The organism is Sediminibacterium sp. KACHI17 (assembly GCF_040362915.1).
In the GTDB taxonomy this organism is placed as follows: Bacteria; Bacteroidota; Bacteroidia; order Chitinophagales; family Chitinophagaceae; genus Sediminibacterium.
Genome location: NZ_AP029612.1, coordinates 1,387,278 through 1,408,475, shown reverse-complemented (window position 1 = coordinate 1,408,475; position 21,198 = coordinate 1,387,278). Strand labels below are relative to the sequence as shown.

The following is a 21,198-nucleotide window of genomic DNA, read 5'->3' as shown; positions in this document are numbered from 1 at the left end:
TATTCGCTTGGGTAAAATTTACTTGCCGGAATTGCCATTTTTTAACCTTCATCCCCTTACCTTTGCCGCCAAATCGGAAAGGCTGTTTTCCGAACCCTGAAAAGGGCATTTTTAAACCTAATTATATCTCCTGATATGGCTACAAAAGGTAAGATCAAACAGATCATCGGTGCGGTGGTTGACGTTCATTTTCCTGATAAAACATTGCCTGAAATCTACAACGCGCTTGAGATTTCTAAAGAAAGCGGTGAAAAACTGGTTCTCGAAGTGCAGCAGCACTTGGGTGAAGACAGTGTACGTACCATTGCGATGGACGGTACTGAAGGTCTGGTACGTGGTATGGATGTGGTAGACACTGGTAAAGCGATCGCTATGCCAACCGGCGATGCGATCAATGGTCGCTTGTTCAATGTAACCGGTGACGCTATTGACGGTCTGCCTCAGCCTAGCAAAGCAAATGGTCGTCCTATCCATAATAAACCACCACTGTTTGAAAACCTGAGTACGGCTACAGAAGTACTGTTCACAGGTATCAAAGTAATCGATCTGATCGAGCCTTATGCAAAAGGTGGTAAGATCGGTCTGTTTGGTGGTGCGGGTGTAGGAAAAACCGTATTGATCCAGGAGCTGATCAACAATATCGCAAAAGGATATGGTGGTTTGTCTGTATTCGCAGGTGTGGGTGAGCGTACTCGTGAAGGAAATGATCTGTTGCGTGAAATGATCGAAGCTGGTATCATGAAATATGGTGATGGTTTCAAACACAGCATGGAAGAAGGTGGATGGGATCTGAGTAAAGTGGATATGGAAGGATTGAAAGATTCAAAAGCTACTTTCGTATTCGGACAAATGAATGAACCACCGGGTGCACGTGCACGTGTGGCTTTGTCTGGTCTGACCATCGCTGAATATTTCCGTGATGGAGATGGTACCGGTAAAGGAAAGGATATCCTGTTCTTCGTAGATAATATCTTCCGTTTCACACAGGCAGGTTCTGAGGTATCAGCGTTGTTAGGTCGTATGCCTTCAGCGGTAGGTTATCAGCCAACACTGGCTACTGAGATGGGATTGATGCAAGAGCGTATCACTTCAACCAAAAATGGTTCTATTACCTCTGTACAGGCGGTATATGTACCTGCGGATGACTTGACTGACCCTGCTCCTGCAACTACCTTCGCTCACTTGGATGCTACTACGGTATTAAGCCGTAAGATCGCTGACTTAGGTATCTATCCTGCGGTGGATCCATTGGATTCTACTTCACGTATCCTGACTCCTGCGATCGTTGGTGAAGCACATTATGAAACTGCTAACCGTGTGAAGTTGATCCTTCAGCGTTACAAGGAATTGCAGGATATCATTGCGATCCTGGGTATGGATGAATTGAGCGAAGAAGATAAAATGACCGTACAGCGCGCACGTAAAGTACAGCGTTTCTTGAGTCAGCCTTTCCACGTAGCTGAACAGTTTACCGGTCTGAAAGGTGTATTCGTAAGCATCGAAGATACCATCCGTGGTTTCAACGCCATTATGGACGGAGAAGTAGATGAATACCCTGAAGCAGCCTTCAACCTGGTAGGTACATTAGAAGATGCCATCGAAAAAGGTAAGAAACTGTTGGAAGCAGCGAAAGGATAATCAATCAATTAGAAATTGCTATGACACTCGAAATATTAACACCGGAAAAGAAATTGTACAGCGGAGAGGTTTATGGTATTCAACTGCCCGGTATCACCGGTTTGTTTGAAGTGCTGGATCAACACGCTCCATTGGTTAGTGCTTTAGGAAAAGGAAATGTAAAGATCCTGAAAGACAAAAGCAATAATGAAATGTATAGTATCCAAAGCGGGTTTGTGGAAGTGTTGAATAATAAAGTAACGGTATTGGTTGAGGGTGCAAATCCTTTATAAATCCTACAACTGATTCATGAAAAGGTCCATGCATTTGTATGGACCTTTTTTATGCATTACTTTCCTGAGTTCTATCAATAATTGTTTTTACAATCGCATCTAATTCTGAAGCTGACTCATTCAAATACTGCAAAAGCTCTTTTTGTTGATCATTCATTTCGTAGTGATTGCATAGACCCAATAATCCAATAATATTCGCCAGCGGTTTTCTTATCTCATGAGATTGCATCCATGCAATCTTTTTGAGCTTTGCATTTTGGTCTTTAATTTTCTCTTCAATGATCTGTTGTTCACTTATATCATGATTGATTCCAATCAATCTTACAGGTTGACCAGCCCCATCTCTGATACATGTAACGTTTCCTTTGATGGTTCTGATCTCTCCATTAGGTCTGATGATCCTGAACTGAGCGAATAAAGGCTCAGTTGCATACACAATGTTTTGCATGGCTTCATCGGCCCCGGGTAGGTCTTCCGGATGAACCCTTTTTCGAAAATCCTCGATCGTGTGAAAGAAATCGTCTTTAGGAACACCATAGATCTCGTACATCTTATTATCCCATATCAATCGGGAGGTGCTGAATTCAAATTCCCAAACACCAAAATTTAACAGGTGGGAGGCTAATAAAAGTCTTTCGGCTTCTGAAAAAAAGAAACGATGGATATCGGGTTTTTGAGGGTTCAATTTGGGGTATTGAAATATTAAATTAACCTTAATAAAAGGGATTACATTTTTTAAAAGGTTTTTTAAGGTTTTTTTAATCCCTCTAATTCAATTGAGGATCAATAGGATAATTCACCATTTGTTGGTATTCACCCCCTAAATCAGTGAGTGATTCTTTCCAGATCGCTTGGATATTCTGATGAAAAATAAGCTCTCTTTTTGCGTGCCTGGTGATCCAGCTTTTGTCATCAATTTCTTGTTTTAATTGAGATTCCCCCCATCCACTGTACCCAATAAAGAATCGGATATCTGTTGATGTCAACTCACCACTATGTAATAAGGCTAATGTTTGTGTGAAATCACCGCTCCAGAATATATGGTCTGTTACTTCAACCCCTCCTTCGATCAGGTCAGGACGTCGGTGTAAAAAATGAAGCGTATCCTTTTGTACGGGTCCGCCTTCGGAGAGGGGAATCAATAAACCTTCTGCATCAGCAACAACATCTTGCAATGTAAGTCCGATAGGTTTGTTCACTACAAAACCAAAACTTCCTTCATCCTGATGTTCGCAGAGAAATACGACCGTTCTCAGAAAGTTAGGATCTTTCAGAAAAGGATCTGATATCAGTAAAATTCCTGATTCTAATGGTACCATACTGAAAAGTTAAGGGAATCTGCTCGATCTTACAAGAAGGGGATACCCATCGTTAAAATGGATATAAATCATCGGTCTGGGTTTATCATTAGCTCGTACAGACCATTATATTTGTGAGAATGAAGCGAACTTTCCCCGTTATTGTCATACTGATCACGCTCTCGCTACTTGGACTTTTCATCATACAAAGTTCATGGCTGAATAATTTGTTTGAAATACGTAATACGGAGTTACTCAACAAAGCCTATGAAGCAGCTTCTAATGTAACAGCTAAACTTACCAATAATGCGCCGGCCTCTCAGCGCTTGCGATTGCCTAAACGGGGTGGACTTACTTTCAATCCTGATTTTCACTTGCATATTCTCAAACCGCCGACCATTGATCAACGGTTTAGTTTTCAGGATGTACATAAAATGGTGAAGGAGGAGTTTGATGCTGTAGGATTGCGAGAGATCAAATTTGAATTTGCAGTGATTGGTCCAACGGAAGAGATAGAGATGTCTACCAAGAAGTTTTCATCAGAGTATTGGGACACTGTTTTAAATAAAAGAATTTACCTGCCGATTGTTCCGGCTAGTGCATCAGATTTTGAAGGATTGAGTGCTACTGAATATTTGGTGGTAGTGGTTCCTGATTTTCAGAGGCAGGCATGGGCATCACTGAAGTGGGTATTTGCCGGCGCCGTTTTATTTATGTTGATCATTATTGCAGCTTTCTATGTGACGATACGATCACTATTGAATCAGAAAAAATTGAGTGAGATCAAAAGTGATTTCATCAATAATATGACGCATGAATTCAAAACACCTTTAGCAACGATATCATTGGCTGTAGATGCTATTCGAAATGAAAAAGTGCAATCGGATCAGGAGAAGATGAAATATTTCAGCGGCATCATCAAGGAAGAAAATATTCGCATGAACAAACATGTGGAAACCATTCTTCAGGCTGCATTGATGGAGAAGCAGGAGTTGAAATTGAATTTGACAAAGCTGCATGTGCATGATGTGGTACAACATGCGCTGGATAATCATCAATTACAGCTACAGGATAAACAGGGGATGGTAGAACTTCATCTGAATGCCGCCAATGATGTGATCGAAGCTGATGAAGTGCATTTCACCAACATGGTATCCAATCTGGTTGATAATGCTATCAAATATTCAAAAGACGCACCATTGATCCGTATCACCACGCATAGTACCGCCAAACATATCGTCATCCGTGTGGAGGATAATGGCATTGGTATGACCAAAGAATCTATCAAAAGGATCTTCGAAAAATTCTATCGCGCGCATACGGGTAACTTACACAACGTAAAAGGATTTGGATTGGGTATGAGTTATGTGAAGACAGTGATCGATGCACATAAAGGAAAGATCAAGGTCGATAGTACGCTTGGAAAAGGAACCACTTTTACGGTCGAAATGTCTTTGGCGAAAACAGTTCAAAGCTAGTTACGATTCCACAGTAAGGAACCATCTCCATAACTCAAGAATCTGAAATCGTGATCAAGCGCATATTGATAGATCGTTCTCCAATCATCTCCGGTAATAGCAGCCACTAAGAGTAATAGAGTGGATTGTGGTTGATGAAAGTTAGTGATCAATGCCTTCATGATCTGGAAAGAATAACCCGGTGCAATGATGATCCTTGTTTTGGTAACCAATCGGTGTAGTTTCTTTTCAAGCAAATAGTTTTCCAGTGCTTGTAAAGCCATATCTGCAGAAGGAAGTACTTCCTTGTTGTTATAAGCATCCCACTGATCTACATAGAGATCATTCATATCAATAGTAGGATGATCGATTATTTTTTTCCCCAGCCAGTATAAGCTCTCCACTGTTCTCAAGGAAGTAGTGCCTACTGTTATGATGTTATAAGGTAAAGACTGCCTGATCTTCTGAATCGATTCAACACTCACATCAATATACTCAGCATGCATTTCATGATCCTGCATGACCGCAGCTTTCACAGGTTTAAATGTTCCTGCACCAACATGCAGTGTAACAAATTCGGTATGGATATTTTTCTTCGCCAGTTCTGTGAGCAATGATTCTGTGAAATGTAATCCTGCAGTGGGAGCCGCTACAGAACCGTCATGTTTGGCATAAACAGTTTGATATCGTTCTTTATCTGCATCTTCTGCATCACGATCCATATATGGAGGTAGTGGAAGATTGCCCGCATGGTGTAAGATATCCGCAAATGAAAGATCAGCTTCATCCCAATGAAATAAAATGATAAAAGCATCTTGAACCATTCCTATTTTTTCAGCAGATACTTTTACTGCTTGATCATTCCAGGTAAATGACAAGGATAGGGGACCTTCTTTCCATTTTTTTGCTCCACCTATCAGGCATTTCCAATAGACTTGTTGTTTCTGCATCATAGCGCTGGTAACATCTGCATAGCGATCATCAGGCTCCAGGCAAAATATTTCAATAGCACCTCCTGTGGGCTTATGAAAATATAAACGGGCTTCTACAACTTTTGTATTGTTGAAGATCAGTAATGTGTCAGCAGGAAGAATATCGGGTAATGAACGATACACATCTGTAGTGATGTTTGCATCTTTATAGATCAATAATTTACTGAGATCTCTTTCTGCAACAGGATAACGTGCGATGCGTTCATCGGGTAGGTCGTAACTGAAATCTTGTATCGACAAGTCTTTAGGATGCATAGCAATGATTCAAGAGCGGCAAAGTTAATGCGGAAGCTTGCTGTAAACAGCTCATTTCTTTCTTTTCATGATCTTCAATCCGCTCCATTGTTCACTCACGGTACAAACTTTTACATCAACCCAACCGGTAGGCAGTACGATTGATCGGATCGCATCTTCGGTTACGTCTGTGGGAATACCGGCTGATTTTTTATACCAAGAGATCCAGATACATCCACCCGGGGCTGTTTGATGCGTCAGATTCAGGAATACCGATTCCAGTTCTGTAAGGGTGGTGATAAAGCAATGGGTCAGATCTGCTTCCCCACTTTTTACCACCTGTTTATGGACCGATAACCCGATCATTTGTTCATAGTCTTGAGGAGCAGATACAAGCCGGATACGGGTTTGAGGCAAAATACCCAGTTTTTGCCAGATCGGTTTTCCTGAATAGCCGGTAGTGCTCATGGGTAGAATTCTTTAACTCTTGATTTTCAATGAAATGTAAGCCTGTTAGGGGTTCTGGTCGGTTTTCCACTCGCTATTCACACGAATCCACATTTCATTCACATATGTTTTTGTTCCAGTCGGCTGTAATTCAATGCTCTATTGCATTACAGCGATTTTTTATTTGTGGATAAATAGAGTCCTCCCAAATTTGATTTAAAAGTGGGAAAAAGTGTTATTTTGTGTCAACAAGTGGTAATCTTAAAAATATTTATTCACCAATGACCGGATTTCACGGAGAATACGAAGCTACAGTTGACGCGAAAGGGCGTTTCCTGCTTCCGGGCGGACTGAAAAAACAGTTGCCTGAAGGGGAGAGCCGTTTCATACTCAGCCGTGGTTTCGAAAAATGTCTCACGTTATATCCATTGAAAAGTTGGGAAATAATCATTGCTAAGATCAGCCAATTGAATGATTTCGACCCCAAAGTACGTCAATTCCGCCGTCAGTTTTTGGGTGGTGCTACAGAAATAGAACTGGATAATGCCGGTCGTATGCTGTTGCCTGCTTCGCTGAAGGAGTTTGCCGGGTTAGGTAAGGATATCATCCTTGCTGCCGCATTGGATCGTTTCGAAATCTGGGATGCCGGTAAGTACAAACAGCTCTTTGAGGATTTCTCACCAGAAGCTTTCAGTAGCCTGGCGCAGGAAGTGATGACAGACAAAATTTGAGAATGATGCAACTTGAACATTTGAAAATGAAAAGCATTGTGAGATTCATTTTCGACCGCTCAATCGTCGCTCATCTTTTTCTTCTGGTCAATTCGGGAAAGAATATTGTCATCCCCACGAAGGAAAGGCAAATTATAAAATACTAAACTTTTCAAATTGACGAATTATCACATTCCTGTCCTCTATCATGAAACGCTGGAAGGTTTGTCTATTAAGCCAGACGGTGTATATGTGGATTGCACTTTCGGTGGTGGTGGACATAGCAGGGGGATATTGGAGCAGCTGAATGAAAAAGGTAAACTCTTTGCCTTTGATCAGGATGCGGATGCGCAACAAAATATTCCGGATGATGGTCGCGTGGTCTTTGTACCACAAAACTTTCGTCACCTGCAACGCTTTCTTCGTTTACATGAAGTTCAGGCTGTAGATGGTATTCTCGCAGATCTCGGTGTAAGCAGTCATCAATTTGATGAAGGTGACCGCGGTTTCTCGATCCGTTTTTCCGGTCCGCTGGATATGCGGATGGATAGACGCCAATCACTGAGTGCTGCAGACATTGTGAAAGGATATACAGAACAACAATTGCACAAATTGTTTGAACAGTATGGAGAGGTTAGTAATTCAAAAACACTAGCTAGGCAAATTGTTCAGCAACGCAATCATATCCAGGTCCAAACCATCGAACAGTTCAAGGCATTGATTAGCCCCGTGGTGAAAGGAAATCCGAACAAGTACTTGGCTCAGGTATTCCAGGCGCTTCGTATGGAAGTGAACGACGAAATGGGGGCATTGAAAGAAATGCTGCAGCAGGTTCCTGCTGTACTTAAAACAGGTGGCCGCGTTGCCATCATCACTTTCCATTCTATAGAAGACAGGCTGGTAAAGAACTTTTTCCGGCAGGGGAGTTTCGACGAAACACTTGATAATCCTCTGTTGCCTGTTGTGAAAGAGCAAGTGTTGAAAGTGATCACAAAGAAACCTATTACAGCAACAGCTGAAGAGTTGAAACAAAATACAAGAAGCAGAAGTGCAAAGCTGAGAGTGGCGGAAAAAGTATAAGTGAGTAGTGAGTAGTCAATAGTGAATAGTGAAAGGATTTTTGTCAACTATCAACTTGCATCTGTCAACTGAAAAAATGTCTGAATCAGAAAAAATACAAACGCAAAAGAATCCATTGAAAGGTTTATTCAACTATCAATGGATACTGAAGAACATTCCGTTTTTTCTTTTTCTATCTTTTTTGGCGGTTCTCTATATCGCTAATGGACATATGGCAGATAGAACGATCAGGAATATTAATAATACAACAAAGCAGTTGAAAGAACTGCAGTATGAATATAAGACGTTGAAGAGTGAAGTGATGTTTAAGAGTGAAGAACAGCAAGTGATCAAGGCAACAGAACCTTTAGGATTGAAAGTGATTAAAGAGACACCGGTGAGATTGAAGAGTGAGAAGTAAGTAGTGAAAGGTGAAAAGTGGCATGTGAATTAGGCTTTTTGGATTGACTGATTTATAAAAAACCGTACCCTACCTTGGAAGTAAAACGCGACATACTCTGGCGTGTATACCTCAGTTATATACTGGTGGTTGCTGTTTGTATCGCCATTTTTGGTAAGGCAGTATACATTCAGCAAGTAGAAGGTGGCTATTGGAGAAGCATGAGCGATAGTCTTCATCAGCGTATCGATGAAATAGAAGCAGAACGCGGTACCATCTACAGTGAAGATGGACAAATGCTTAGTACCAGTATTCCTCAGTTCGATATCTACATGGACTTTAGAGTAGAGTCTCTTCGTGCAAAAAACGGATTGTTGTTTCGTGAAAATCTGGACTCTCTCAGTTATTATTTATCAGATCTCTTTAAAGATCAGTCTAAAGAAGACTATAAATCCTTATTGAAACAAGGCTATAAAAACAATGATGCTTATTTCTTACTGAAGAAGAAAATATCCTTTCGTGAGTATGAGCAGTTAAGAAAGTTTCCACTCTTTCGTTTGGGCAGATACAAGAGCGGTATGATCGCTAATGAAAAAACCATTCGCCTGAATCCTTATAAAATGCTGGCTTTTAGAACGATTGGCTTAGCAAGGGATGAGAATAAAGTAGGATTGGAAAAAACCTATGACAGCATTTTAAAAGGAAGAAATGGAAAACAATTGGTTCGATCTATTGCAGGTGGTGTTCATGTTCCTGTTGATGCTGATACTTATGAAATAGAACCTGAGACCGGTAAAGATATTGTAAGTACGATCGATGTATTCATTCAGGAAGTCACTGAAAATGCATTGATGAAAATGATGATCAAGAACGAAGCTGAATTCGGTACAGCGATCGTTATGGAAACAAAGACAGGTAAGATCAAAGCGATTGCTAACCTGGGCAAAAGAGGCGAAGGAAATTATTGGGAAGATTTTAATTATGCTATTAGTCCATCAGAACCCGGTTCAACTTTCAAATTGGCTACCATGATGGCTTTATTGGAAGATAAAAAGATCAACTTAAATCAGGGTGTTGATCTTGAAGGGGGTACTTGGAGAACGGCCGGACAAGTAGTATATGACAGTGAGAAACATGGAAGAAATGTAGTGACTGTAAAACAAGCATTTGAGTTAAGTTCCAATGTGGGTATGGCCAAGCTTGCTTCTGCTTATTATGCTTCTAATCCATCACGCTTCATTGCACATCTCAAGAAAATGAGAATGGATACACTGACAGGTATCGATCTTACCGGTGAGCGCAATCCTACCATTTTCAAGCCCGGACATAAACTATGGGGGCCTACAACCTTGCCATGGATGGCATTCGGTTACAATCTGGCTGTGAGTCCATTACAAACATTATCGCTCTACAATGCTGTTGCAAATAATGGTAAGATGATGAAGCCATATTTGGTGTCAGCGATCAAGGAAGAAGGTGTTCTTCAAAAAACCTTTGCTCCAACCGTGGTTGATGAAAAGATCTGCAGTGATGAAACATTAAAGCAATTGAGAGAATGTTTGGAAGGTGTATGTATATCCGGAACAGCTGCTGCATTATTCAAAGGTTCTCCATATCCTGTTGCAGGTAAAACAGGGACAGCACTTGTGGCCAATGGTAACAGAGGTTATGCTGATAAGATCTATCAATCTTCTTTCGCAGGATATTTCCCCGCGAATGACCCCCAATACACTTGTATAGTTGTGATCAAGAATAAACCACATGCAGCTGTATACTATGGTGGTTCTGTTGCAGGTCCTGTATTCAAAGAGATCGCTGACAGATTATTCAGCACATATGTGCGCGTGGGAAATATAGCGAAGCAAAAAGCAAAATTGGATAGCAGCTATTTCATGTATGCAGGTTTTAAACCCGATGTCACTACTGTTACACAAAAACTCAGTATCCCATTCAGAGATTCATCTCGCAGAGTAGATGAATGGGTTGCTGTAACAGGAAATAACAGTGTTGTTACTATTCAATCGAAGTCAATGACGGATAAAGCCATGCCTCAGTTAAAAGGAATGGGATTGAAAGATGTGGTTTACCTGTGTGAGAATCTGGGACTGAAAGTGCAGGTGCAAGGAAAAGGAAAAGTAGTGGCTCAGTCCATATTACCCGGTCAACAAATTGCAAAAGGACAACTTGTGAATATTGCGCTTAATTAAATCGTAATGACAAAACTACAAGACATATTATACAAGGTTCATCTGAAGCAGGTGCATGGTTCTACTGATATAACCGTAAGCGGTATACAGATAGATTCCAGAAAACTGGAAAAGGGAAATGTGTTTGTTGCCATCAGAGGAACAGTGTCAGACGGACATCAATTTATTGATAAGGCAATTGAATTAGGTGCAACTGTGATCGTATGTGATACCATGCCTTCAAGTTTGAAAGAAGGGGTGACTTATCTGGAAGTGAATGATACACAGGAGGCTGTTGCATTTATGTCGCATCAGTTTTATGATGAGCCTTCTACAAAAGTGAAATTAGTAGGGGTAACAGGCACAAATGGTAAAACAACGATTGCTACTGTACTCTTCAAATTGTTTAGCAGACTTGGGTATAAATGCGGATTGATCAGTACGGTACAAAATCAGATCGGCAACGATATCATTCCTGCTACACATACTACTCCTGATGCAGTGAATTTAAATGCATTGCTCAGATTGATGGTTGATTCCGGTTGCAGTCATGTTTTTATGGAATGCAGTAGCCATGCAATTCATCAGCATCGTATTACCGGACTCACATTTGCCGGGGCCTTATTCAGCAATATCACTCATGATCATTTAGATTATCACAAAACTTTTGAAGAATATATACGAGTTAAAAAATCATTCTTCGATCATTTGCCTGCAACGGCGTTTGCTATTTCCAATGCAGATGATAAAAGAGGAGAAGTGATGCTGCAGAATACACAGGCAAACAAATATTTCTATAGTCTTAAGACCCTGGCATCTTTCAAAGGAAAGATCCTGGAAAATGCACTTACAGGATTGGTGATGACGGTCAATGATAAAGAAGTACACTTTCGTTTGATCGGTGAATTCAATGCATACAATCTATTGGCTGTTTATGGAGCTGCTGTTTGTTTGGGAGAGGAGAGTGATGAAGTATTGACACAACTCAGTATGCTCAGTGGTGCTGAAGGTAGATTCGATTATGTCATCAGCAGCGGTCTGGTCATCGGTATTGTTGATTATGCGCATACTCCGGATGCTTTAGAGAATGTATTGATGACCATCAAGAAACTGAGAAAAGGACATGAGCAGGTGATCACAGTTGTGGGCTGTGGTGGCGACAGAGATAAGACCAAAAGACCGATCATGGCACAGACAGCTTGTGATCTGAGTGATCGTGTCATCCTTACCAGTGATAATCCAAGAACAGAAGATCCTGAAATGATTTTAAAAGATATGGAAGCAGGATTGAGTAGCTCAGCAAAGAGAAAGTATATCTCGATCGTTGATAGAAAAGAAGCAATCAGAACAGCGGTAAGTTTTGCAGGAGCAGATGATATCATTTTAGTAGCGGGCAAAGGACATGAGAAGTATCAGGATATCAAAGGCGTGAAACATGCTTTTGATGATAAAGAAGTTTTGCAGGAAATGTTTAAAGCATTGGGTAAATAATCAAAATCACAACAAACCAAACACATGTTATATCAATTATTCACATGGCTAAAACAAGAGTTCAACATGCCCGGTGCCGGTATGTTTCAATTCTTGACTTTCAGAATTGCGATGGCAGTTTTATTGTCTTTGGTCATTGCAACTGTGTATGGTAAGCGATTGATATTATTTCTGCAGAAAAAACAGATCGGAGAAACGGTGCGTGATCTAGGATTACAGGGTGAGCATCTTAAGAAAGGAACACCAACCATGGGGGGTATCATCATACTTCTCAGTATCCTCATACCAACATTACTGTTTGCCAATCTTGATAAAGTATATATCCGCTTAATGATTTTGTGTACGGTTTGGTTAGGCATTATCGGATTCTTAGATGATTATTTCAAGATCCGCGCAAGAAAAGCTGCGCAACAAAAAGGAGAGTCTTACAAGAAAAAAGATAGCGATGGTCTGGCAGGTATATCTAAGATCATTGGTCAGGTAGGATTGGGAATCATCATTGGTACTACTTTGTATTTCAGTAATGCAGTAACTGTTGAGAGAGAGATCGTTTCAACACCTTATGCTACACTGCAGCAAGGAGAGCGTTTTGCAAAAGATACCAATGTAGTAACAAGAACCATCAATGGTGTTGAACGCCACTATGTAAAGGTAAAGACACCGATCACTACCATTCCTTTTGTAAAAAATCATGAGTTCAACTATAGCAAACTGATCAGTTGGATGGGAGAAGGTGCAGAGAAATATACCTGGATCATCTATATCCTGATCGTAACATTCATCATTACCGCTGTATCCAATGGTGCAAACATCACAGATGGTTTGGATGGATTAGCAGCAGGTGTTAGTGCGATCATTGGTGTGGCTTTAGGGGTGTTCATTTATGTGAGTGGTAACTATGTGTTGGCAGATTACCTGAATGTAATGTATATACCGAATCTTGGAGAACTGTCCATATTCGTTGGAGCCTTTGTAGGTGCGTGTATAGGATTCTTATGGTACAATGTATACCCGGCACAGGTTTTCATGGGTGATACCGGAAGTCTGGCATTAGGAGGTATTATCGCATCTCTTGCCATTATTGTTCGGAAAGAATTGTTGATCCCAATTTTCTGTGGTGTTTTTCTTATCGAATTATTGAGTGTAATGATTCAGGTAAGCTATTTCAAATACACCAAGAAAAAATTTGGTGAAGGTAGAAGAGTGTTTTTGATGAGTCCATTACACCATCACTATCAGAAGAAAGGATTTCATGAAAATAAAATTGCGATCAGGTTTTGGATCGTTACGGTATTGTGTGTTGTGATGTCGATCCTAACCCTGAAAATGAGATAATAGGTATGAAGAAGCACAGACTGGTCATATTAGGCGGAGGAGAAAGTGGAGTAGGAGCTGCACTGTTAGGAAAACAAAAAGGCTATGATGTTTTTCTAAGTGATGGTGGAACGATCAAGCCTGTGTATGAAAAAGAGCTCATTGACAATCAGATTGATTTTGAATCAGCCAAACACAGTTTAGAGCTGATACTAAATGCGGATGAAGTGATGAAGAGTCCGGGTATACCTGAAAAAAATGAAGTGGTGAAAGCCATTCGTGCAAAAGGTATTCCTGTGATCAGTGAAGTGGAATTGGCTTATCGTTTTAAAGGCGATAGTAAGATCGTAGCGATCACGGGCAGCAATGGTAAGAGTACGACCACTTCACTCATTTATCACATCTGCAAAACAGCAGGATTGGATTGTGCGCTGGTAGGAAATATCGGCTACTCATTTGCGAAACAAGTAGCTGAAGATCCTAAACCGCTGTATGTCGCAGAGATCAGTTCTTTTCAGCTGGATGATATTAAAGATTTCCGTGCGGATGTCAGTGTGTTGTTGAATATCACGGAAGATCATCTCGATCGCTATGAATATAAGTTCGAGAACTATATCAATAGCAAATTCAAGATCATTCAAAACCAGACCCAAAATGATTATTTCATCTATTGTGAAGATGATGAAGTGATCATGAACAAATTGAGATTACTAACCATCCATACTAACCCATTACCATTCTCTATGAAACACGAAGTAAAAAAAGGCGGCTACATCAAAGGAGACCAGATGATGCTGAGAATCCAAGAAGAAAGAGTAAGCATGAGTATTTATGATTTTGCCCTTAAGGGTAAACACAACAACTACAACACTATGGCTGCAGGTATTGCCGCGACGACTTTGGGAATCAGAAAAGAAAAGATCAGAGAAGCCGTGAAGAATTTCCATAGTCTCGAACATCGTATGGAATTCGTTGCGATGGTAAGAGGTGTTGAGTTCATCAATGACAGCAAAGCTACCAATGTGAACAGCACATGGTATGCATTAGAGAGCATGACAAAACCAACAGTATTGGTACTGGGTGGTACAGACAAGGGTAATGATTATACACTGATCGAAGATCTTGTTAAGGAGAAGGTCAAAGCGATTGTTTGTATGGGACTTGATAACAGTAAGATCATAGAGGCATTTAAAGACATCGTTCCTGTGATCGTGGAAACTGATAGCGCTAAGAAAGCTGTGAATACTTCTTTTAAACTGGCTGCTAAAGGGGATGTCGTGTTATTGAGCCCTGCTTGTGCAAGCTTTGATCTGTTCAAAAACTATGAAGATCGCGGTACTCAGTTTAAAGAAGCGGTAAAAGAATTATGAAATCTTTTTGTTGATCCGGAAGGAATCAGAAATCAATTATGTCAGAAGTAACCGATAAACTATTTTCTCAGATACCTAGTGTAGAAGGTGTAAGGAGCCAACTTGTGGATAGAGCAAGGGGTGATAAATACATCTGGGGGATTGTTTTGCTATTATCACTTATATCCATCCTCGTAGTATATAGTGCTACAGGTTCATTGGCCTATAAGATGTATAAGGGCAATACCAATGTTTATCTTTTTAAACAGGTTTCATTTACGGTTGTAGGCTTATTACTGATCTACTTTCTCCATCGGATCAACTATTCATTATTCTCACGGATAGCTACCATACTTTTTTTGATCTCAATACCATTACTGATCTATACCCTCTTCTTTGGCGCAAGGATCAATGAAGGAAGCAGATGGATCAAGTTGCCGATCATACAACTGACAGTGCAAACCAGTGATCTGGCAAAGCTGGCATTGTTCATGTATATCTCCAGACTCCTGAGTAAGAAGCAGGAGATGATCAAAGATTTTAAAAAAGGATTTCTTCCGGTAGTGGCACCTGTATTGATCATTTGCGCATTGATCATGCCTGCGAATCTTTCCAATGCCTTACTTACCGGCGCTACTTCTTTGTTATTGATGTTTATCGGGCGTGTAAGTCTGAAACATATTCTGCTTACGATCGGTATAGCAATGATACCTGTTTTATTCATCGTATCTGTTGCTGTAATGACACATCAGAGTAAAGCAAAAGCCGATGGACCTGTTGTAGCAGAAAAAGCAAAATCGATTGGACGATTCGGTACCTGGGTAAAACGAGTGCAGGATTTTATTTATGCAGAACAGGCTGAAGTGCCTTATCAAGTGCAACAGGCTAAGATCGCTATTGCCAATGGTGGGGTTTTAATGGGGTTAGGTCCGGGTAATAGTCAGCAACGAAATTTTCTGCCACAAGCATACAATGATTTTATTTATTCCATCATCATTGAGGAGTATGGATTATTGGGCGGAGCATTCATGATATTTATATATCTGGTATTTCTATTCAGATGTATCCGAATATTCAGAAGATGCCCATATGCATTTGGCGCTTTCCTGGCGTTGGGGTTGAGTTTCACATTGGTGATACAGGCTGTTGCTAATATGGCCGTGAATGTGAATCTCGTACCTGTAACAGGAGTAACATTACCATTGGTGAGTATGGGGGGAAGTTCATTTTTATTTACCTGTTGTTCAATAGGCATCATACTAAGTGTAGCAAGAAATGTGGAGCAGATCGAGGGTAAACCTGAGCCCGCTCCATTACAAACAACAACGATTACTGCATAAGCAATGGCAAAAAAAATCATCATAGCAGGAGGAGGAACTGGCGGACATATATTCCCGGCCATAGCAATTGCGAATGCCATCAAGAATATCGCACCTGATACAGAGATACTATTCATTGGAGCAAAGGGGAAGATGGAAATGGAGAAAGTGCCTCAGGCAGGATATAAGATTGAAGGATTAGATATTGCAGGATTTAACAGAACCAATCTGTTCAAGAATATTTCACTCCCACTCAAACTCATCAAAAGCTTTTGGCAGGTGCGTCAATTGATAGGATCATTCAATCCGGATGCGGTGATAGGTGTTGGTGGCTATTCGACTTATCCTGTTTTACGCTATGCACAACAAAAGAATATTCCCACTTTTATCCATGAGGCGAATTCTTTTGCAGGTAAGAGTAATATCTTATTAGGCAAACGAGCAGTTGAAATTTTTGTGGCTACTTCAGGAATGGAGAAATTCTTTCCGGCAGAAAGAACCCTTATTACGGGTAATCCTGTAAGATCTGCTATCACTTCTATGCGTGTTTCAAAACAAGAAGCAATCAAGTCTTTTGGCTTAAGTGACGATAAAAAAACAGTGCTGGTTATAGGTGGTAGCTTGGGTGCAAGAAGTATTAATGAAGTAGTGGCTGCACATATTCATGAATTTTCTTCATTGGGTTTGCAGTTGATCTGGCAAACCGGAAAAAATAATGCCGAAGGATATCTGCAACGTGCAAAGCCATTCTCAAATGTGTATGTCAATAGTTTCATCACTGAGATGGATAAGGCATATGCCGCAGCAGATATTGTCATATCAAGAGCAGGAGCGATGTCTGTTGCAGAATTATGTGTGGCTAAAAAACCGGTCATCTTTGTTCCGTATCCATTGGCAGCAGAAGATCATCAGACAGCCAACGCAATGCATCTTGTTCAACATAAAGCTGCTTTGATCGTAAAAGATGCAGAAGCATCTGCCAAGTTATTTTCAACGATGGTTTCGCTTGCCAAGGATGAGGAGCAACAACAAGCATTCAGTAAAAATATCGCTTCATTGGCTATTACAGATGCAGATACTGTGATAGCACATAAAGTTTTAAGTTATATCCGTGCATAAACTAAACGACATACAGAAGATTTACTTTATCGGTATCGGTGGTATCGGTATGAGTGCATTGGCGCGTTACTTCAAATCAAGAGGAGCGTTGGTGAGTGGTTACGATAAAACAGTTACACCGTTAACAAAAGAGTTAGAGCAGCAAGGTATTTTGATTCATTATGAAGAAAGAGTTGATCTTATTCCAAAAGATGTAGATGCTGTGGTATATACACCGGCTATTCCGTCGAATCATGCAGAGTTGGTCTATTATCGTGAACATGAATACACGGTGGTGAAAAGAAGTGATGTATTACAATGGATCACAGAAGGATCTTTCAATATCTGTGTAGGGGGTACGCATGGTAAAACAACCGTTACATCCATGATCGCTCATCTGTTACGTCATTCGGGTTATGGTTGTAATGCTTTCCTGGGAGGTATTGCAGCCAATTACAATACTAATTTCTGGAGTAGCGACCGCAATGTTGTGGTAGTAGAAGCGGATGAATATGATCGCAGTTTTCTAAAGCTGTTACCTGACATCGCAGTGGTTACAGCTATTGATCCGGATCATTTAGATATCTATGGAACACCGGAAGAGGTGGAGAATGCATTTGTACAGTTTGCAGGAAAAGTAAAACCGGGTGGTTGTCTCGTGACAAAAAAAGGATTAAGCAGAGAGTCGGAATTGAATGCTGATCATAATTATCGATATGCATATCATCAATCAAATGCTGATGTAACAACCACTGATCTCAAAGTGGAGAATGGAAGCTACACGTTTGACGTAAAAGGACCGGGATGGATGATCAAGGATATTACCCTGCATATGGGTGGGCTCCATAACATTGAAAATGCAGTTGCTGCAATTACGGTGGCAAAGCATTTGGGGATCGATGATGATAAGATTCGTGCAGCAGTAGCAGACTTTAAAGGGGTACGCAGAAGATTTGAATATGCTTTAAAAAATGCACAGCATGTAGTGATCGATGATTATGCCCATCACCCTGAAGAATTAAGAGCGTTGATCAGTGGTGTGAGAAGTATTTTTAAAGACCAGACACTCACCCTTGTTTTTCAACCCCATTTATTTAGCAGAACCCATGATCTGGCAGATGGATTTGCAGAGAGTTTGGATTTGGCTGATCAGATCATTTTGTTGCCGATCTATCCGGCACGCGAATTGCCTATGCCGGGTGTTACCAGCGACATGTTATTGCAAAGAATGAAAGCAAAGCATGCGATGATATTGGAAAAGGAGGCGATGTTGAAGTGGATGAAGGAAAATAAACCAGCGTTGGTGGTAATGGCAGGAGCGGGTGATATTGATGCTTTGGTACAACCGGTAAAAGTAATATTGGGGCAATAGTATATGAATAAGTTCGAGTGGAAAAAAAGGCTGATACAAGCCGCATGGATACTGGCAGGCATTGGTACGATCGTACTGATGGGCGCAGCCATGCAACACAAGAACAAAAAGAAGTGCGCCGATATACGAATTGAGATCAGCGGTATTGAAGAACATATGTTCATTGATGAAAAAGATATACTCGAACTGATCCAGCTGAAAGGAAAGGTTAAAGGAACAGCTGTTGCATCTTTGAATTTGCGTGTCATGGAAACATCACTGGAAACCAATCCTTGGGTGCGTAATGCGGAAATGTATATCGATAATCAACAGGTGTTGCAGGTGCAAATAGAGGAAAGACAACCCGTTGCCCGTGTATTTACCATTCAGGGAGGTTCTTTTTATCTCGACAGTTCCGGTATGCGATTACCATTGAGCGATAAATTATCTGCCAGAGTGCCTATGTTCACCGGATATCCTTCTGATAATATCAAACTGTCAAAGCCGGATAGTGTATTACTGCATGATATCGTTAAGATCGGACAATATGTTTTGGCAGATTCCTTTTGGATGGCACAGGTAGCACAGATCGATATCGAGCCGGGTAGACAATTTGAGCTGGTACCAGTTGTAGGAGATCATGTAGTAGCCATTGGAAATGCAGAAGAGCTGGATGCGAAGTTCAATCGTCTTTATACTTTTTATAGGCAAGCCTGGTTACAAAAAGGTATCCACTATTATGAGCGACTCGATGTGCAGTTTGATAAACAAGTGGTTGCTGTGAAGCGCGGAACTGCTGCCATGAGAGAGGATTCAGCTGCCGCATTACAACTGATCCGACAAATGACAGCACCTGTAGATCCGCTTTCTGTAACGTCAGCTTTAGTAGGGGTTTCACCATCCAGAGACAGTATTACAAAGCCGGTAATTGTTCCTGTTGTGGAAAAACCTGTGCAAGAAAAAGCACCTGTTAAAACTATTACTAACAATAACAATAAAATAAATACGAATCCGTTATCGAAGAAGGCAACTGCTAAACCAACTGATCAGAAGAAGGAAGCAGTGAAGCCGAAGGCGGTGATGAAGAAGAATGAGTAGTCAATAGTGAATGGTGAATTGTCAATATTCACAATTGACCATTCACGATTCACAAAAAATTGGAAACAACTAAAACACATACCTTATGAATCACAATGAATCACCTATCATTGTTGGTCTGGACATCGGAACTACTAAAATTGCGGCCATTGCGGGTCGTAAGAATGAGTATGGCAAACTAGAAATTTTAGGTTTTGGCCGTGCCAACAGCAGCGGTGTACAACACGGACAAGTGTTGAACATCGATCAAACCATCAAAGCTATTCAACAAGCTTTGCAAAATTGTTATGAAAGTAATCCTGATCTCGAGATCAATGAGGTTTATGTAGGGATTGCTGGTCACCATATCAAAAGCTTACAGACCCGTGGCGATATGGTACGTCAGGAGCATGAGACTGAAATTCAACGCTGGGAGATCGATCAGTTGTTGAATAATCAACGCAAGACATTCATTCCGGCAGGTGATCAGATCATTGATGTGATACCTCAGGATTTTCATGTAGATAATATTCAAAATATCAAAGACCCGGTAGGTTACAACGGAGTGAAAGTGGGCGCTAATTTCCACATCATCACCGGTGACCGCAATGCGATCAGAAATATTCATCGTGCTGTAGACAGAAGTGGTTTGAGTACCAAAGATCTGGTGCTGCAACCATTGGCTTCTGCCAGTGCAGTAATGAGTGATATTGATATGGAAGCAGGCGTAGCCATCCTTGATATTGGTGGTGGTACAAGTGACCTTGCTGTTTTTTATGAAGGTATTTTAAAACATACCGCAGTGATCCCATTTGGTGGTGAGAATATCACAAATGATATCCGTATGGGTCTTGGCGTATTGAAGAGCCAGGCAGAAGCGATGAAAGTACAATTCGGAAGTGCCTTGGCTGATGAGGCAAAAGCAAATGCTTTCATTACCATACCCGGATTGAAAGGAATGCCTGCGAAGGAGATCAGTGTTAAGAACCTGGCCGCGATCATTCAGGCGAGAATGAGTGAGATACTGGATTTTGTTACCTATCATATCAAGACCGTCGGACTTGACAGTCGTGCTTTGAATGGCGGTATCATCCTCACCGGTGGTGGGTCTCAGCTGAAGCACTTGATTCAGTTAACGGAATACACAACCGGATTGAATGCAAGAATTGGATTACCTAATGAACACCTTGCACCAAATCATATCGATGAGTTGAAGAAACCGATGTATGCAACCTGTTTGGGATTAATTCTGAAAGGGTACAGTGATTATGATCATAAATACAAAGAGTTCAATGAACAATTCAAGAAGGTAGAAGTACCAAAGAATTTGAAAGTGGAAGTGGCTGAGGTAACTGCACCGGAAATGCCTGTAACTCCACAACCTATTGATGGCAATACCAGAAAAACAAAGTTCTGGGATAAGTTCAAGAACAATTTGATCGATCTCTTTAAAGAAGAGGAAGATCAAATGATAAAATAAAACACGGATAATCAACGTTTCCTATT

At 40.8% G+C, this 21,198-nt stretch carries 19 protein-coding genes; 15 read left to right on the top strand and 4 right to left on the bottom strand.

Translation table 11 applies throughout. The features are described 5' to 3' along the window. The first annotated feature begins 135 nt into the window (after nt 1–135). Entirely contained in the window at nt 136–1,638 is a 1,503-nt protein-coding gene (gene atpD / locus ABXG83_RS06190) for a F0F1 ATP synthase subunit beta (RefSeq protein WP_353550614.1), read from the top strand. A 20-nt stretch (nt 1,639–1,658) separates the two neighbouring features. Further along, nucleotides 1,659–1,910 carry an ATP synthase F1 subunit epsilon gene (atpC, locus tag ABXG83_RS06185; RefSeq protein WP_353550613.1) on the top strand — a complete coding sequence of 84 codons (252 nt, stop codon included), beginning with the start codon at nt 1,659–1,661 and terminating at the stop codon, nt 1,908–1,910. A 49-nt stretch (nt 1,911–1,959) separates the two neighbouring features. Here the strand turns inward: atpC and ABXG83_RS06180 are convergent, their stop codons facing one another. Continuing rightward, nucleotides 1,960–2,595 carry a PAS domain-containing protein gene (locus ABXG83_RS06180; RefSeq protein ID WP_353550612.1) on the bottom strand — a complete coding sequence of 212 codons (636 nt, stop codon included), beginning with the start codon at nt 2,593–2,595 and terminating at the stop codon, nt 1,960–1,962. Nucleotides 2,596–2,677: 82 nt separating this feature from the next. Continuing rightward, the gene (locus ABXG83_RS06175; RefSeq protein WP_353550611.1) at nt 2,678–3,229 is read right to left on the bottom strand and encodes a YqgE/AlgH family protein; all 552 of its coding nucleotides are present in this window, start codon (nt 3,227–3,229) and stop codon (nt 2,678–2,680) included. 119 nt (nt 3,230–3,348) lie between these two features. Between ABXG83_RS06175 and ABXG83_RS06170 the strand changes: the two genes are divergently transcribed. Beyond that, nucleotides 3,349–4,686, top strand: a complete 1,338-nt coding sequence (locus ABXG83_RS06170; protein WP_353550610.1) for a HAMP domain-containing sensor histidine kinase — start codon at nt 3,349–3,351, stop codon at nt 4,684–4,686. Here the strand turns inward: ABXG83_RS06170 and ABXG83_RS06165 are convergent. Together ABXG83_RS06165 and ABXG83_RS06160 are read right to left on the bottom strand one after the other, a co-directional pair. Beyond that, nucleotides 4,683–5,912: an S-adenosylmethionine:tRNA ribosyltransferase-isomerase gene (locus ABXG83_RS06165; RefSeq protein WP_353550609.1), complete on the bottom strand. Its 1,230-nt coding sequence runs from the start codon at nt 5,910–5,912 to the stop codon at nt 4,683–4,685. The genes ABXG83_RS06170 and ABXG83_RS06165 overlap by 4 nt on opposite strands. 51 nt (nt 5,913–5,963) lie before the next feature. Beyond that, the gene (locus ABXG83_RS06160) at nt 5,964–6,359 is read right to left on the bottom strand and encodes a hypothetical protein (protein WP_353550608.1); all 396 of its coding nucleotides are present in this window, start codon (nt 6,357–6,359) and stop codon (nt 5,964–5,966) included. 260 nt (nt 6,360–6,619) lie between these two features. Here ABXG83_RS06160 and mraZ point away from each other — a divergent pair, with 260 nt between their 5' ends. The 12 genes from mraZ (at nt 6,620) to ftsA (ending at nt 21,172) form a co-directional block, all read left to right on the top strand. Next, a complete protein-coding gene (gene mraZ, locus ABXG83_RS06155; RefSeq protein ID WP_353550607.1) occupies nt 6,620–7,069 on the top strand; it encodes a division/cell wall cluster transcriptional repressor MraZ in 450 nt (149 codons plus the stop codon). Nucleotides 7,070–7,225: 156 nt separating this feature from the next. After that, nucleotides 7,226–8,128, top strand: a complete 903-nt coding sequence (gene rsmH, locus ABXG83_RS06150) for a 16S rRNA (cytosine(1402)-N(4))-methyltransferase RsmH (protein ID WP_353550606.1) — start codon at nt 7,226–7,228, stop codon at nt 8,126–8,128. Between the two features lie 76 nt (nt 8,129–8,204). After that, nucleotides 8,205–8,528, top strand: coding sequence for an FtsL-like putative cell division protein (locus tag ABXG83_RS06145; RefSeq protein ID WP_178889032.1), 324 nt, complete (start codon nt 8,205–8,207; stop codon nt 8,526–8,528). Between the two features lie 74 nt (nt 8,529–8,602). Next, a complete protein-coding gene (locus ABXG83_RS06140) occupies nt 8,603–10,714 on the top strand; it encodes a penicillin-binding protein (protein WP_353550605.1) in 2,112 nt (703 codons plus the stop codon). A gap of 6 nt (nt 10,715–10,720) precedes the next feature. Further along, complete coding sequence (locus ABXG83_RS06135; protein WP_353550604.1) at nt 10,721–12,184, top strand: UDP-N-acetylmuramoyl-L-alanyl-D-glutamate--2,6-diaminopimelate ligase; 1,464 nt, start codon at nt 10,721–10,723, stop codon at nt 12,182–12,184. A 24-nt stretch (nt 12,185–12,208) separates the two neighbouring features. Further along, nucleotides 12,209–13,519 carry a phospho-N-acetylmuramoyl-pentapeptide-transferase gene (gene mraY, locus ABXG83_RS06130; RefSeq protein WP_353550603.1) on the top strand — a complete coding sequence of 437 codons (1,311 nt, stop codon included), beginning with the start codon at nt 12,209–12,211 and terminating at the stop codon, nt 13,517–13,519. Between the two features lie 5 nt (nt 13,520–13,524). Continuing rightward, a complete protein-coding gene (gene murD, locus ABXG83_RS06125) occupies nt 13,525–14,868 on the top strand; it encodes a UDP-N-acetylmuramoyl-L-alanine--D-glutamate ligase (protein WP_353550602.1) in 1,344 nt (447 codons plus the stop codon). A 38-nt stretch (nt 14,869–14,906) separates the two neighbouring features. Then, nucleotides 14,907–16,187, top strand: a complete 1,281-nt coding sequence (locus ABXG83_RS06120) for an FtsW/RodA/SpoVE family cell cycle protein (protein ID WP_353550601.1) — start codon at nt 14,907–14,909, stop codon at nt 16,185–16,187. Between the two features lie 3 nt (nt 16,188–16,190). After that, nucleotides 16,191–17,285: an undecaprenyldiphospho-muramoylpentapeptide beta-N-acetylglucosaminyltransferase gene (gene murG / locus ABXG83_RS06115; protein ID WP_353550600.1), complete on the top strand. Its 1,095-nt coding sequence runs from the start codon at nt 16,191–16,193 to the stop codon at nt 17,283–17,285. Further along, on the top strand, nt 17,278–18,636 hold the full coding sequence (murC, locus tag ABXG83_RS06110) for a UDP-N-acetylmuramate--L-alanine ligase (RefSeq protein ID WP_353550599.1): 1,359 nt from the start codon (nt 17,278–17,280) through the stop codon (nt 18,634–18,636). Before murG ends, murC begins: the two co-directional genes overlap by 8 nt. Nucleotides 18,637–18,639: 3 nt before the next feature. Continuing rightward, the gene (locus ABXG83_RS06105; protein ID WP_353550598.1) at nt 18,640–19,713 is read left to right on the top strand and encodes an FtsQ-type POTRA domain-containing protein; all 1,074 of its coding nucleotides are present in this window, start codon (nt 18,640–18,642) and stop codon (nt 19,711–19,713) included. Between the two features lie 85 nt (nt 19,714–19,798). Further along, nucleotides 19,799–21,172, top strand: a complete 1,374-nt coding sequence (gene ftsA, locus ABXG83_RS06100; protein WP_353550597.1) for a cell division protein FtsA — start codon at nt 19,799–19,801, stop codon at nt 21,170–21,172. The last annotated feature ends 26 nt before the right edge of the window (nt 21,173–21,198 follow it).

Coding starts and splice junctions, on each gene's coding strand:
- atpD (WP_353550614.1), top strand. CDS start 136: ATGGCTACAAAAGGTAAGATCAAACAGATCATCGGTGCGGTGGTTGAC.
- atpC (WP_353550613.1), top strand. CDS start 1,659: ATGACACTCGAAATATTAACACCGGAAAAGAAATTGTACAGCGGAGAG.
- ABXG83_RS06175 (WP_353550611.1), bottom strand. CDS start 3,229: ATGGTACCATTAGAATCAGGAATTTTACTGATATCAGATCCTTTTCTG.
- ABXG83_RS06170 (WP_353550610.1), top strand. CDS start 3,349: ATGAAGCGAACTTTCCCCGTTATTGTCATACTGATCACGCTCTCGCTA.
- ABXG83_RS06165 (WP_353550609.1), bottom strand. CDS start 5,912: ATGCATCCTAAAGACTTGTCGATACAAGATTTCAGTTACGACCTACCC.
- ABXG83_RS06160 (WP_353550608.1), bottom strand. CDS start 6,359: ATGAGCACTACCGGCTATTCAGGAAAACCGATCTGGCAAAAACTGGGT.
- mraZ (WP_353550607.1), top strand. CDS start 6,620: ATGACCGGATTTCACGGAGAATACGAAGCTACAGTTGACGCGAAAGGG.
- ABXG83_RS06145 (WP_178889032.1), top strand. CDS start 8,205: ATGTCTGAATCAGAAAAAATACAAACGCAAAAGAATCCATTGAAAGGT.
- ABXG83_RS06135 (WP_353550604.1), top strand. CDS start 10,721: ATGACAAAACTACAAGACATATTATACAAGGTTCATCTGAAGCAGGTG.
- mraY (WP_353550603.1), top strand. CDS start 12,209: ATGTTATATCAATTATTCACATGGCTAAAACAAGAGTTCAACATGCCC.
- murD (WP_353550602.1), top strand. CDS start 13,525: ATGAAGAAGCACAGACTGGTCATATTAGGCGGAGGAGAAAGTGGAGTA.
- ABXG83_RS06120 (WP_353550601.1), top strand. CDS start 14,907: ATGTCAGAAGTAACCGATAAACTATTTTCTCAGATACCTAGTGTAGAA.
- murG (WP_353550600.1), top strand. CDS start 16,191: ATGGCAAAAAAAATCATCATAGCAGGAGGAGGAACTGGCGGACATATA.
- ABXG83_RS06105 (WP_353550598.1), top strand. CDS start 18,640: ATGAATAAGTTCGAGTGGAAAAAAAGGCTGATACAAGCCGCATGGATA.
- ftsA (WP_353550597.1), top strand. CDS start 19,799: ATGAATCACAATGAATCACCTATCATTGTTGGTCTGGACATCGGAACT.